The 12,623-nt window shown below is 43.7% G+C and carries 13 protein-coding genes; 6 read left to right on the top strand and 7 right to left on the bottom strand.

All coding sequences use genetic code 11. From position 1 onward, the window contains the following. Positions 1 to 28 precede the first annotated feature (28 nt). Entirely contained in the window at positions 29 to 907 is an 879-nt protein-coding gene (locus tag DOE51_RS16695; protein WP_142697661.1) for a trypsin-like serine protease, read from the bottom strand. A 239-nt stretch (positions 908 to 1,146) separates the two neighbouring features. Between DOE51_RS16695 and DOE51_RS16690 the strand changes: the two genes are divergently transcribed. Continuing rightward, a complete protein-coding gene (locus DOE51_RS16690; RefSeq protein WP_142697660.1) occupies positions 1,147 to 3,087 on the top strand; it encodes a hypothetical protein in 1,941 nt (646 codons plus the stop codon). A gap of 55 nt (positions 3,088 to 3,142) precedes the next feature. On the opposite strand, the gene DOE51_RS16685 is transcribed toward DOE51_RS16690, so the two are convergent. The 6 genes from DOE51_RS16685 to DOE51_RS16660 all read right to left on the bottom strand — a co-directional run bounded on the left by DOE51_RS16685 (position 3,143) and on the right by DOE51_RS16660 (position 7,455). After that, entirely contained in the window at positions 3,143 to 3,976 is an 834-nt protein-coding gene (locus DOE51_RS16685) for a hypothetical protein (RefSeq protein WP_142697659.1), read from the bottom strand. 85 nt (positions 3,977 to 4,061) lie between these two features. Next, positions 4,062 to 4,586 carry a hypothetical protein gene (locus tag DOE51_RS16680; protein ID WP_142697658.1) on the bottom strand — a complete coding sequence of 175 codons (525 nt, stop codon included), beginning with the start codon at positions 4,584 to 4,586 and terminating at the stop codon, positions 4,062 to 4,064. Between the two features lie 56 nt (positions 4,587 to 4,642). Further along, the gene (locus tag DOE51_RS16675) at positions 4,643 to 5,455 is read right to left on the bottom strand and encodes an MlaD family protein (protein WP_142697657.1); all 813 of its coding nucleotides are present in this window, start codon (positions 5,453 to 5,455) and stop codon (positions 4,643 to 4,645) included. Continuing rightward, positions 5,455 to 6,207 carry an ABC transporter ATP-binding protein gene (locus DOE51_RS16670; RefSeq protein ID WP_142697656.1) on the bottom strand — a complete coding sequence of 251 codons (753 nt, stop codon included), beginning with the start codon at positions 6,205 to 6,207 and terminating at the stop codon, positions 5,455 to 5,457. Before DOE51_RS16670 ends, DOE51_RS16675 begins: the two co-directional genes overlap by 1 nt. Continuing rightward, entirely contained in the window at positions 6,204 to 6,992 is a 789-nt protein-coding gene (locus DOE51_RS16665) for an ABC transporter permease (RefSeq protein WP_142697655.1), read from the bottom strand. The genes DOE51_RS16670 and DOE51_RS16665 overlap by 4 nt, the downstream gene beginning before the upstream one ends. Position 6,993: 1 nt before the next feature. Continuing rightward, entirely contained in the window at positions 6,994 to 7,455 is a 462-nt protein-coding gene (locus DOE51_RS16660; protein WP_246845153.1) for a hypothetical protein, read from the bottom strand. Positions 7,456 to 7,686: 231 nt separating this feature from the next. Between DOE51_RS16660 and DOE51_RS16655 the strand changes: the two genes are divergently transcribed. The 5 genes from DOE51_RS16655 to fliE all read left to right on the top strand — a co-directional run bounded on the left by DOE51_RS16655 (position 7,687) and on the right by fliE (position 12,588). Further along, on the top strand, positions 7,687 to 10,464 hold the full coding sequence (locus tag DOE51_RS16655) for a tetratricopeptide repeat protein (protein ID WP_246845152.1): 2,778 nt from the start codon (positions 7,687 to 7,689) through the stop codon (positions 10,462 to 10,464). 8 nt (positions 10,465 to 10,472) lie between these two features. After that, positions 10,473 to 11,312 carry a sigma 54-interacting transcriptional regulator gene (locus tag DOE51_RS16650; RefSeq protein WP_142697653.1) on the top strand — a complete coding sequence of 280 codons (840 nt, stop codon included), beginning with the start codon at positions 10,473 to 10,475 and terminating at the stop codon, positions 11,310 to 11,312. Further along, positions 11,309 to 11,722, top strand: a complete 414-nt coding sequence (gene flgB, locus DOE51_RS16645) for a flagellar basal body rod protein FlgB (RefSeq protein WP_142697652.1) — start codon at positions 11,309 to 11,311, stop codon at positions 11,720 to 11,722. Before DOE51_RS16650 ends, flgB begins: the two co-directional genes overlap by 4 nt. A gap of 12 nt (positions 11,723 to 11,734) precedes the next feature. Beyond that, a complete protein-coding gene (gene flgC / locus DOE51_RS16640) occupies positions 11,735 to 12,178 on the top strand; it encodes a flagellar basal body rod protein FlgC (protein WP_142697651.1) in 444 nt (147 codons plus the stop codon). Between the two features lie 74 nt (positions 12,179 to 12,252). Beyond that, complete coding sequence (gene fliE, locus DOE51_RS16635) at positions 12,253 to 12,588, top strand: flagellar hook-basal body complex protein FliE (RefSeq protein WP_142697650.1); 336 nt, start codon at positions 12,253 to 12,255, stop codon at positions 12,586 to 12,588. The last annotated feature ends 35 nt before the right edge of the window (positions 12,589 to 12,623 follow it).

Raw genomic sequence — 12,623 nt, 5'->3', positions numbered from 1 at the left:
AACTATTCCGACGAAGTCGGAGTGTAAGTTACTCTTGCGCGTTCACGGCGGTGTAGTCATAAGTCACAGCCAAAGCGGGATTCACCGCATTTGTTAGCATGGCTTGATTTGAAGTATCGATGATCCACTTACGCAGTTCACCCTGTTGGATATTGACGTAAACGCCTTTGTAATTGCAAAAATCAGGAACGCCATCAATCGTTTCAGGCAATTGATAAACTGTTTTTGAAACGACACCCACGATATAGTCGATACCGTCTTTCGTAACCATCGCTGGTCCACCGGAATCACCTTGGCAGATGCCGTGACCTTTACGTTGATCGACGACGAAAGTTTTTTTAGTCTTATCAAACTCTAAAACGGGGATGTTGGTAACGCGTAAAACCCCTAAAGTGTATTTCTCGCCTTGTACGCCGTTGTCTTTGCCGTAGCCAGCAGCAAGAATTTGATCAAACAAAAGAACTGACCACTGATAAGGTAAAGACAATTTTCTAATTCCTGCCGGAAGTGGCTTTTCTAAAAGCAAAAGTGCTAAGTCGTTCTGTTTGTCTTTCGCATAACCAGCATGCACGAATGCTTTTTCAGCTTTGAAGGGTACAATTTTGTTGTTGTTATCGCGAAGTTCAACTTGGGTATGGACCGCGTTCGCCGAAATACAGTGCGCCGCTGTGATGATCAAGCGCGACGTCAAAGCACTAGCTGTGCATTGGGAAGCACTCAACCCTCCGTCGACATTTTTTACCGCGACACCCAAAGACAGCACTTTGGTTTTTAAAACGCCGTTACTCACCACGGTATAACCACCAACCACGGCAGCTTCCTGTCCCGCCGGGACAGTTTCTTCCGAGTGATTTGAACCCTGGCAGGCCGTTAATAGCAAAAGTGCGAGTGCGACAATCTTCTTCATGGTTGGTATTCAATGCAATTCCCGTATCCCTCTGAAATGCCTGTTTTTCAGAGGAGAAATGTAGAACTTTTTGACAGTGACTTTTCCAGGAATACGGACGCAGTTACCAAAATTTTTCGGTGAATGTTCCAGTAGTTTACCGCCAAAAAACAATGACCCGGTGTGTGTTGTGCTTCCTTACAAAATCGTTAGAGTTTCCGCTCCATTGCATTTAAGTAACCTAAACATTTGGAGCGAACTTGAAATTTACATCTTTGTTAACCGCAGCCGTGATTGGTCTGAGCTTAACCGCGACACCTGCAACCAGCCAAGCGGGCTGGGGCTTCCTTGAGCCTGCGAAAATCTTTGAAACAATCCGCAAGCAAATCGCGAAAGCTGAAATCGGCGCTTCCATTGGCTTAATCGATGGTGAATTGATCAATGGCTTCAACACAGCTTTGAAATACCGTTTGGAAAGTGAACCTTCATACCTTGATGGTTTCTACACACGCGTAGACAAGTACTCTTTGAATGCGAAGATCAATCCTGGTGACATCATTGACGACAATGATTCTCCATTTGGTTTTTCTATCGAACAGGGCACAGAGATCATCTTTGCTCGTCAATTCAAAACACAAAAAGATTCTTTGAAGGCAATTCCATACACGTTGAAGAACGTTCCTTTGAATGCCAACAAAGCGATTCGCAACTTGAATGTCGGCGACTTCGTAGCATTGCAAGCAAACGTGGGCGTTGTGTTCTCAGTAGGTGCCAACACTGAAGTCGGTGGTGGCTTCAACTTGGGTGGTTCAACGCATGTCTTCTTGTCTGGCGACTTCATGATCCATCTATTCCGTATGGATAACGACAAAGTTCGTGTGAAGTTGATCACGATGCGCAAAAAAGGTACGGGCATTAATGCTGACCTCGAGTACGGTCGTAAATTTAAAATCGTAGGTCTGCGTGTGGTTGATCGCCGTATCGAAAAGTGGGTGGATCTGACTCCAATTTCTTTGGGCTTCGGTAAAAGCGCCAATGACGTATTCATGCTTGATTACGTGTTTGATTTGAAAAACGCGCAAGCTTCACAGGCTTTCGACGATTTCATGTCTAAGAAAGTTAAATTCAAAGACTTGAAAGTCATTGATCCAACGGCTTCTCGTACAGATCTTGCGAACGATTTGATGACAGATATGTCTGATATCGAAGGCATCTTCAACGAAGACCTAAATCTTCCAGGTCAACAACGCCGTATCGACCGTATCTTTAAAGGTTCGAACACTTCGTTGGATTCATCACAAAGCTTCAAATTGGGCTTGAGTGTCATCAAATTCAAGTCAGGTTTGGTCTACAGCCAAAATCAATTGTTGAATTACGATCGTAACAACAATGAACAACGTTACTTGTTCGATACTTACACAAAAGATTTCGAATCAAGAATCTTGTTCGGTTTGTTCGGTGATAAAACTCGTGATGGCAGCAACTTGGTGTTTAACTCGAACGACGCTTGGACGCCAGGCAGCTTCGTCACTTATACAAATTATCGCGAAGTAAAAATGCGTAGCGTTTCTAAGCGCGACTTCAGAAGTGTACAAGATCAAGTTCGTAAAGCGATTCCAGCAGAAGCTTATGCACAAATTGATTGGAAGAACTGGAACTTTGATGATTTGGTGAATGGTTACTTCAAACACCAATTGTTCATCAACCCAGAAGCTTTGTCGAATATGCCGCCAATGAACACAGTGGGTTATTATAGCGCCTTCGTTCAGTACATTGAACGTACTGGTTTGCCAGTAAAACGTAACAATCCTACTTCACATGGCAACAATGACGATTACGTATGGACTTCTGATTACAGTTCAGACCTTGATGTCATTGCAAAAGGTCTTTCGGCAATTACAAATCCACTTGTAACGAACGAAGCTATGTTCACAAACTTCAGATCTATGCAAAGATCTCAATTGTGGAGAGAGCGTGGCATTAGTTTCATCATGTCAATGGTGCCAAAAGCGAAAGCAAACACGTTGTTTAGTTATGAAATGACGTTCTCGGCAAAAGGTGTGGAACCGATTAACTTTAAAATTGGTTACTGCCCGAACGAAGAATTGTACAAGTCATTGATGTACATTCAAAACGTTATCAACAACAGATCCTTCGATCTTCGTTTGTTGATCGACGAAAACGGAAACTTCAAAAACTAGTTTTGATCACTGTTTAGATAAAGAAGGCCTCGGAAGAGGCCTTTTTCTTTTTGAACTATTGTGGGCAGCCTTGAGGGCCGTACACTTTCGTGCAGATCAGTGCGCGTTCGTTTGCGTCTGGAGTGCGCCCATAGCGTTCGATGAATTTCTTTACGACGTTTTCAAGCAGAATATCTTCTTTCGTTTCTTTGGTGCTGCCACCGAACATTTCTTCCAGGCGTTTCATCAATTCAGCAAAGGCGATGTCGCTTTGTTCTTCTTCATGCTTATGAAGTTCCTCTTTGGTTTTTTCATAAAGGAAATAACCTAAGACCGCGATGGCGATGCGCGAGTAGTATTTAGAAACTATCGTGTAACCACGAATGCCTTCTTGTTTAAATTTATAACGAGCGGCGATTTCTTTGCCTTCCACCGAATCAAAACCCTTCATCATCAGGGTGTCTTTGTCAGCCTTTTTCATTTCAAAGAAAATTTCCGGCAACATCACAGGGGGAGTTCCCTTGGAAGCCGCGGCGAAGCTAATCCACAGAGTTTGAAAGACGTTGAAGGTCTTACTGCGGTTGATAAGTTGTAGCTTGGTGAAAAGGCGGCTTTTTTCTTTTAAGAGACCGTGTTCTTCAAAGTAGCGCTCGAGACCTTTGTGCGTAACTTCTTCACCAATTTGGCGCATCATCAGATCGACCGTGCGTTGATCGGCGTTCATGCGCCAATAGTGTTTGATTTGATATTGCTGACCTTGCTGCTTATCGAAGACTTTTTCGACTAGGAACTTCAGGTCGTTTGAGGAAAGACCTTTGATGTCGCCACTCTTCGTGATGGCTTTTTTAAGTGCGGCATCTAAAGCCAAGTTTTGATAGGGACCTTCATCGGCAAACACGCTGCTACACATCTCTGCCGCGTTTGACGTGGCAAAGATGCATAAGCTTATCAGAATTAGCAGCAAGTGTTTTAAAGCACGCACGAGTGGTTATCTCTTATCTCAAAAGAGTTTTCGTTTGGTCTTCAAGTTGCTTTTGTAGTTCAGCGACTTTTGCTTGCAGAGCAGGGATTTTCTTTTCATCCAATTTCAACACCAGATAGTGAATACCGGCTTTACCTGCATTCATCACAGTCACAGATCCACCAATAAGCACACTTGCGACAGAGAACATGATGTTCAATGAATCGGCCATTTCAGAACGGCCCGTTTGACTTCTGAAATAATAAGCCAGGATGGCTGAACCCAAAGCCGTACCACCAGCGATGATAAGATCTTTCTTAACGTAATGGCGATTTTCCGCGATATCTTTTTGAATGCTTTCTAGATCGTTCTGAACTTTCGCTAGTTCTAGCGTAAGCTTCTGATTTTCTAGGATTTTAGCGCGGATTTCGGCTTCTGTGGCAGGACGTGCTTCCTGAACCAGTGAGTCGATATCAGCCGAAGTGGCTTCTGCCGCGAAAGTGTTTACGGGAATGACATGCAGACAAAAAAGGGCCACAGCGAATAGGTTTTTGCTCATTAGATCCTCCAAAATTGTTTTAAAACTTCGAAGGATCAATAAAGCAAAGCTAAGGCCTATTCGTCTTCTTTTTCGATAGATGTTCTTAGTAACGATTTAACGTGATTCTTACGAGTCGTGCCGCCAAGGGCTGACTTCAATTGATTATGCAGGGTTGGATCATTGATAAGAAGACCCAATGTGCCTTCACCTTTATCAATCTTAGTGACGATGGCATCCAGGCGATCCAAAGTGTGCGCCATTTTTTCACCACCGCGAGCACCGTTCACTGTTCCAACCATCTTCTGCGCATCTTTACTTGCTTGTGCAAGAGCGACAGAAGCTGTTTCGAAGTTGTTCATGATTTTACCCATGCGATTATCAGCGTTCATTGTGTGCGCTAATTTATAGACTTCATTGATAACGTCAAAAATACGTCCTGCTTCGCCACCGCGCTCGGAAATAACGCCGATCAAGTCTGTGGGTTTGGCAACGGCAAGAACGTCACCTTCTTGCACAACAGGGTGACGTGCATCACCCGGGAACACGAATACGAATTTGTCGCCCAAGGCACCTTGCGTGCGGATTTCTACTTCTGAATCTTTACGAACACGATTGATGTATTTTTCATCGATCGTCATTGTTACGTCCAATTTGTTTTCAGCTTCAAGGAAAGTGATTGATTTAACGTTACCGACTGTCACGCCTGACAATGAAACAACGCTACCCTCAGCCAAACCTTGAGTTGAATCGAAGTAAGCGTGAATTTTCACGTACTTTCTGAAGATCGCTTTATCAGCGCCCAAGAAGAAGATCGAAGCAAGAATCGCTGCGATACCAATCGCAAGATAGATTCCGACTTTAAGTTGTGTGCTGCTTTGTGATTCCATTACGCGCTCTCTCCGTTAATAAAATCTGTCATCGTTCCTGACGGCTCGGACTTTAATTTATCGATGGTGTATTGTTCACCAATACGGCCATTCAATAATAAAGCGACCTTATCGCAAACGGCATAAACCGTCGGCATATCATGAGTGACCAGGATCGACGTCACTCCTTGTGCTTTCATTTTTAAAATAGATTCTTGAATTCGTTTGGTATTGTACGGATCCAGACCCGCGGTCGGTTCATCGTACAAAACGACTTTGGGATGCATCATCATCGCGCGTGCTAAGCCCACACGTTTTTGCATGCCTCCAGAAAGACTTCCCGGATAAAGCTTTTCGGCATTCTTATCTAGACCGAACTCTTCTAATTGCGCGCGAATTTGTTTCGCAATTTCGGCTTCGCTAAAATTAAAATGTTCGCGAAGGGGATAAGCTAGATTTTCATAAACAGTCATCGAGTCAAATAAAGCGCCACCTTGAAAGGCGTAAGCCACTTTTTTACGAACTTCGACAAGTTCTGCTTCGTTTTTTGGAACAATGTCTTCGCCATCAATGATGATTTGACCGCTGTCTGGTTTTTCAAGACCCACAAGACTGCGCAAGATCACACTCTTACCTGCGCCAGAGCCACCAATCAAACCCAGGCATTCACCTTTACGCACGTAAAAGCTGACACCTTGGTGAACTTTCTTTTCACCAAATGACTTCTTAAAATCGACGACTTCGATAAAGCCTTGTCCTGCTTCGTTACTCATAACATTTTCTCCACGATCCAGAACAATTTCGACAAAAAGAAGTCGGCAACTAGAATGAGGATAGAAGAAACCACAACGGCTTTCGTTGTCGCGATACCTACTTCTTTCGTACCGTTCTTAACGGTCAGTCCGAAATAACAAGAAGGAATTGAAATGATCAAAGCAAAGAAGAAGCTTTTTGCGAAGCCAGAAAGATAGTCTGACAACGATGATGTCGTAATAACTTTTAAAAGATAAAAGCCGGGATCCAGTTTTAATTCTGTGGCACCAATCAAAAGACCACCGGCATTGCCGACAAGATTTGAAAAGGCCACAAGGACTGGAAGCACGATCAACGTCGCCATCACACGCGGAATAACGATTTTACGAATCGGCGAAGTGCCCAATGCACGAATCGCATCGATTTGTTGAGTCACGACCATACTGCCGATTTCACTCGCAAAACCTGCACCCACGCGGGCTGCCAGCATCAAGCTTGTGAACATTGGTCCCATTTCACGCAAAATAGTCACCGCCAATAATTTGGGGACGTACATTTTGCCGCCGAATTTTTCTAGACCTAAACCGAACTGCAATGCCATCACCATACCAGTACTTGCGGCTGTGATAACGATCAGGGGAGTCGAGCGAATACCCACTTGATAGATTTGCTCAATCCATAATTTCCAATAAATTTTAGTCGTAAATAAATCGCGGAAGATTTCACGCGTCAGCAAACCCACGCCACCAATGAAATGGAGACTTTCTATAATGAATGGCGCTAGTGGGAGAGCTAAGAAGTTCATACTATGGAGCCTTGAATTCAGATTTGAATTTTTCGAAATATCTTAATTCAGGAGTGAACTGCTTTTGTAAACCGCCGTAACTTAAAGTGTAGTTGCAGCCGTTCTTTTTAAAGATCAACAACGCCAATTGTACAGAAACACCGTCAACCTCACCCGTAGAGATCGTTTGACGAGCTTCGCGACCGTTGTATTGAAGATTTTCAGTACTTACGATGCGCAGATTATTCATCGCGCTTAAAGATTCTGTCTCAATGGATTGCAAGCTCGGGTCAGCCGTTCCACCGCATTCCGATAAAAACGAAATTGTATTGCCAGTTTTTTCGCTCTGCCATGTTTTGTCGGCGTTAATCGCTTTGATTTTTTTGAATGGAGCGGAAGGCTCTTCAAAGCTGACATCCTTTGCTGGCGTGATTTTGCCGCCAGGAAGCTGAACAGACACGCAGCCCGCGAATAAAAAACTCATGATGAAAAATCTAAGATGCTTGTACATATCGTCTATCTATCGGAATTCTTTCTTGAATAATTCAGTCATTGTATATGAAACAGGACCAAAGTACCTGTCATGACTTTGTCAGGCCTGACAAAGATTCTATGAAACTTTTTGCCCATCTTGAACATATTTGCCAATAGACCTTTGAAAGGGGTGGCATCGTCTGTGCAATGGCACAGTGAAGGGAAAAGAGGGGTTCAAGGAGTGAACACTTTACTTAAAGCAACGATGGCAGGATGCCTGTTCTTTAGTCTAGCACCCGCATGGGCTGCGAAGGTTACTGGCGCAATTAATTTTCAGGGTGACACTGTTCATCTTGAGCTATCCGGTCAGCAGAACTGGGACTATGACGTCAAACGCAAAGAGGTCAAAGGTAAGACCGTTGTGGAAATGACAGTTCCAGCGATGGACGATGCTTCTGTGAACTCTTTAAATAGCTTCAAAAGTGAAATGGTCACTGAAGTGTCAGTGGATCGCAAAGGTCCAGATGGCAAGTATATCGTTTCGTTCACTCTTTCTGGTTCTTCCATCGACACATTCGATTATCTGACAGATCAACCTTCACGTCTTATTGTAGACTTTTATGTTAATCCAGGTGCAAAAACTGATAAGAAACCAGTTGCTAAAAAAGAAACTGTAGAAAAGTCAGAGGAAGCTAAGCCAGCAAAAACTGTAGCAAAAGCTAAAACTCCAAAAGGCAGAACGCCTGCGACGGCAGATGCATTGGTGATTGCAAATCAAGGTACGACTGTCGCGATGAATGACAATGTTGCGCACAGAGGTATCTTTGACGGTGGCGATCCAGACTATGAGCGCTTCACTGTTAAACCTTACGATATTAAAGAAGAGTCAGTGATCCGCGCGAAAGATAACTATTATATCGGCTTTCCGATGCTTGAAACTCCAGTAACGTACTGGGAAAAAGTTAAGAACACGCCGACAATTTATGAAATCAATCCAAAACCAACGGATGAGAATAAACAGGCTCGTCTTCTTTTGACGTTGTTCGAAAAAGAACGTTATGCCGTTTATCTTAAAACTGTTCAGTGGTTCAAAGAAAAATATCCAAAATCTGAATACAACGAAATCATCGACTTCATGACAGCCGATGTTCACTTGGCATTGTCAAAAGAGCCGGGTAACACAAAAAGCTTCGACGAAGCGATGCAAAAATACAAAGAGGCGATTGCTAAATACCCAACGTCTTCTTTGTCTGAGCGCACGTCTTTGAAAGTCGGCTATTTGACTCTTGAACGTGGCGATAACTTAAGCGCGCTTCGTTTGTTCAAAGAACACATCGACAATAAAAATTTCGGTGGAAAAGAATCTTTGTCCAAAGATTTGGCTCGTATGGGTACGGGCTTGGCTTACATGCGTTTGAATAAATGGGAAGATGCAGTCGCGCAATACGATGCGATTGAGAAAAACTCAACTCATCAAGATTTGAAAGTTGAAGCGGCTTACCGTAAAGGTGACGTGTGGATTCGTGCAAAGAATTACGCGAAAGCCGTTGCTGACTATCAAACGGCTTTGAAGAAATATCCAGAAGGCCAAGCGTTCTATCCAAATGCATTCTACAACCAAGCAGAATCTTTGTTTGGTATGCAGAAGTTCCCACAAAGTTTGGATTTGTATCGTGAATTCGTAAAAAAATTCCCATCAAGCGAGCACGCACCATTCGCGATGACTCGTATGGGTGAATTGCTAGAGATCTTGGGTGCAGATAAATCACGTGTGATGGGTGCTTACCTTGAAACGTATTTCCGCTATGGTGAAAATCCAAGTGCGGTGATTTCTCGTCTGCGTTTGCTTTCAGCTCGTATGAAAGGCATGAAACCAAAAGAAACTGAAAACGCTGTGAAAGAAATCATGTCATTGGCGAAAAAAGTAGATTTGCCAAACATGGAGCAGTTCGCGACGGTGATGGTTGCTGACGGTTATTCACAACGTGGTGAATACGATAAGTCGATCGATCTGCTTTCTAAATACTATAAAGAACATCCAACAAACGTTGACGTGCCATTGATGACTCAAAGAATCGTGGCGAACATCAACAACAAGCTAGAAAAACAAGTTGAAGACGGAAACTTCATCGGCGCTTTGAAAACTCACACGCAGTATTCAGATAGCTGGTTGAAGAATTCAAAACGCTTGGACACGAAATTCAACGTGGGTCGCGCATTTGAAATGGCGGGCGTGCCTGTTGAATCTGAAAAATATTATAAAGACGTTTTGAACAGAGTGTATTCAATCCGTGGTACTGCGGAAGCTCGTGAAATCAACGTGAAAGAACAAATCCCAACAGAAGATGAATTGAATCTTCGTTTGGCGGCTGTTTCTTCGAATGAGCAAAAGTACAATCAGGCTTATGAGTATTTGAAAAACGTTAAAGTACCAGAAAAATTGTCTGAGACAGAACAAATCGAACGCGTAAATATCGCCGTTCGTTTGCTTGAAAGACGTGGCGACACAGATTCAGCAGTTCGTTATTTGGGCGAACTTCTTCGCACTTGGAAAGGTCAGCCAGAACTTGTTGCAGAGCCTTATTTGAAATTGGCAGAGCTGCAACAAAAGCAAGGTAAGAAAGACGATGCCTTGGCCGCTTTGGGTATGATCGACAAATTGGCAAAAGATTCAGATCACGTGTCTCCGGCGATTCATGCGAAAGCGTTAGAGACAATGGGTGATATTTATTTGGCGAACGGTTCTAAGGATCAAGCGATTGATGCTTACAAATCTCTTCTTGATAAATACGAAGAGACTCGTCCGTTGTCGTCAATCCGTTACAAGCTCGGCCAAATTTATTTCAAGCGCGGCGATGTACAACAAGCTGCGGATACTTGGAATACATTTAAGGGTGAAAAAAGTGGTTTCTGGAAAAATCTAGCGCAGGAACAACTTAAGAACTCTGAATGGCGCGATGGTTATAAGAAATATATTAAACGTATTCCAGCAATGTCAGAAAAAGAAGAAAGCAAGTAGGAGACAGGATGTCGTACTTTGATTTTGATGCTCTACACATCGAAGACAAAAAGGTGAATGAAGCGAAGCAGTTGAGCCTGCAATTGGCGCCAACGCAAGCTAGCCTTCTTATTGTCGGTGAAGCTGGTGTAGGTAAAACAAGCTTGGCTCGTTACATTTATACGAAGAGCCGTTCTTCTCGCTTGTATGTTCTAGAGTGCAAAAACCCAGGTGGTTTTGATTTCGCCCGTGTTGAAGGTGGCACTCTTTTGATTGAAGATTTGGATGCAGCTTCTTCTGCAATTCAAACTGAATTGATGAAATTGGCTGAACGCACGGATGGAACAAAACCTCGTTTCATCTCTACGTCTCGTCGTGATATCCGCGCGATGGTGAAGCAAGAACAATTCCGCCAAGATCTGTTTTATAAAATCGCAGTTGTACATTTGGAACTTCCACGTTTGGAAGATCGCGCTATTGATTTCCACAATATCGTGAACTTTATTTTGGAAGTTTCACAAATCATGCACGGTAAATCGGGCTTGCAGTTTTCGGCTGACGCATATTCGCGTTTGAACTCGTGGAACTGGCCTGGAAACATCCGCGAACTTGAAAATGTGATCGAGCGTTCTGTGGTTCTTGCAAAAAATTCAGTGATCGGCGCCGATTCTATTCAATTTGAGGCCGTTGCTGAGGATATGTCAGTGGATTTTGCCCCAGGCATGTCCCTTTCTGAAGTCGAGAAGCGTCTCATCTTACAGACCTTGGAGTTGACGGCTCAGAACCGTACTCGCGCGGCTCAGATGTTAGGTATTAGCATTCGTACTTTGAGAAACAAACTCAATGAATATAAGGAGGCGGTAGTATGAGTGGTGATTTATTCGATAAAACCACCAATGCCTTAGCGACTTCTATGCGCATGAGACAGTTACGTCACAACGTAACGTCTTCTAACATCGCGAACGCAGAGACTCCGGGATACCATGCAAAGAAAATGGATTTCGAAGATGCTTTGTCTCGTGCCCTGGACATGGATGGCATGAACTCTTTAAGCACAAGCAGCCCCGAGCATTTTGCGGTGGGTGGTTTGTCTGCGGCGAAGACTCGTCCTGATATTTACGAAAATCCAGAAGGCGCTGTGAACAACGATGGCAACACTGTCGATCTTGAAAAAGAAATGTCGGCATTGTCGGAAAATGCCATCATGTACAAGACAGCTCTGCAATTGATTAATAAAAAAATGGCTGCTTTAAAATACGCTGCTGGCGACGGTAGATAATAGGAGCAATCAATGGCTGATTTTTTAACAGGGATGAGAATTAGTTCGAGTGGTATGGCGGCGCAAAGAATGCGCATGAATACCATTGCTTCTAACATCGCGAACATCAATACGACACAGACGCCGGAAGGTGGTCCGTACCGTAGAAAAGACGTGGTGTTCGAATCGATGCCAGACGCTAAAAATTTTGGCGAAATCATCACTGGGACGGACCCTCATGGAAATTTCCAACGAGTCCAGGTCACTGATGTGGTCTCGGATCGTAAGGCTCCGCTATTGAAGTACGAGCCGGATCATCCAGACGCAAATGCTGATGGATACGTAGCTTATCCCAATATCAACCTCATGGAAGAGATGACCAATATGATACAGTCATCGCGTTCCTACGAGGCGAACGTCTCTGCGTTGCAGGCGTCAAAAGATATGGCGATGAGCGCATTAGAGATAGGAAGATAGTTCCTGGACCTGGCTAAAAAAGCAGGAATTTTGAGTTAGTTTAGATTACTATTTTGATAAGGAGAGGTGAAGCCATGGAGGGTTTTACTGTATCGAATGCAAACAGATTTCTCGACACTGGAAACATACGTGATTCCAAGTCTCTTTCTGTCGAGGGCCCTTCATCCGTTGGTAGTTCAGCTGAATCTGGCAAGAGCTTCGCCGATACCTTGAAAGACGCTGTTAATTCCGTAAACGAATTGCAAAAGTCATCTGACACTTTTGCTCAGAACGTTGCGACGGGAAAAACAGATGACGTTGCTGGTGCAATGATCGCAGCAGAACGTGCAGACATCGCATTGAGAGTGATGGTTCAAGTGCGCAACAAGATTATTGATGCGTACCAAGAAGTCATGAAGATGCAGGTTTAGTTCTAAGTTTATTTTAAAAGTTTTCGGATGCAGCA

This window comes from Bdellovibrio sp. NC01 (assembly GCF_006874625.1).
Taxonomy (GTDB): Bacteria; Bdellovibrionota; Bdellovibrionia; order Bdellovibrionales; family Bdellovibrionaceae; genus Bdellovibrio.
The sequence above is the reverse complement of the archived record's forward strand: the minus strand, read 5'-3'. Positions and strand labels throughout refer to the sequence as shown.

Coding starts and splice junctions, on each gene's coding strand:
- flgC (WP_142697651.1), top strand. CDS start 11,735: ATGGCTGATTTTTTAACAGGGATGAGAATTAGTTCGAGTGGTATGGCG.
- flgB (WP_142697652.1), top strand. CDS start 11,309: ATGAGTGGTGATTTATTCGATAAAACCACCAATGCCTTAGCGACTTCT.
- DOE51_RS16680 (WP_142697658.1), bottom strand. CDS start 4,586: ATGAGCAAAAACCTATTCGCTGTGGCCCTTTTTTGTCTGCATGTCATT.
- fliE (WP_142697650.1), top strand. CDS start 12,253: ATGGAGGGTTTTACTGTATCGAATGCAAACAGATTTCTCGACACTGGA.
- DOE51_RS16685 (WP_142697659.1), bottom strand. CDS start 3,976: ATGTGTAGCAGCGTGTTTGCCGATGAAGGTCCCTATCAAAACTTGGCT.
- DOE51_RS16650 (WP_142697653.1), top strand. CDS start 10,473: ATGTCGTACTTTGATTTTGATGCTCTACACATCGAAGACAAAAAGGTG.
- DOE51_RS16660 (WP_246845153.1), bottom strand. CDS start 7,455: ATGAGTTTTTTATTCGCGGGCTGCGTGTCTGTTCAGCTTCCTGGCGGC.
- DOE51_RS16665 (WP_142697655.1), bottom strand. CDS start 6,992: ATGAACTTCTTAGCTCTCCCACTAGCGCCATTCATTATAGAAAGTCTC.
- DOE51_RS16695 (WP_142697661.1), bottom strand. CDS start 907: ATGAAGAAGATTGTCGCACTCGCACTTTTGCTATTAACGGCCTGCCAG.
- DOE51_RS16670 (WP_142697656.1), bottom strand. CDS start 6,207: ATGAGTAACGAAGCAGGACAAGGCTTTATCGAAGTCGTCGATTTTAAG.
- DOE51_RS16675 (WP_142697657.1), bottom strand. CDS start 5,455: ATGGAATCACAAAGCAGCACACAACTTAAAGTCGGAATCTATCTTGCG.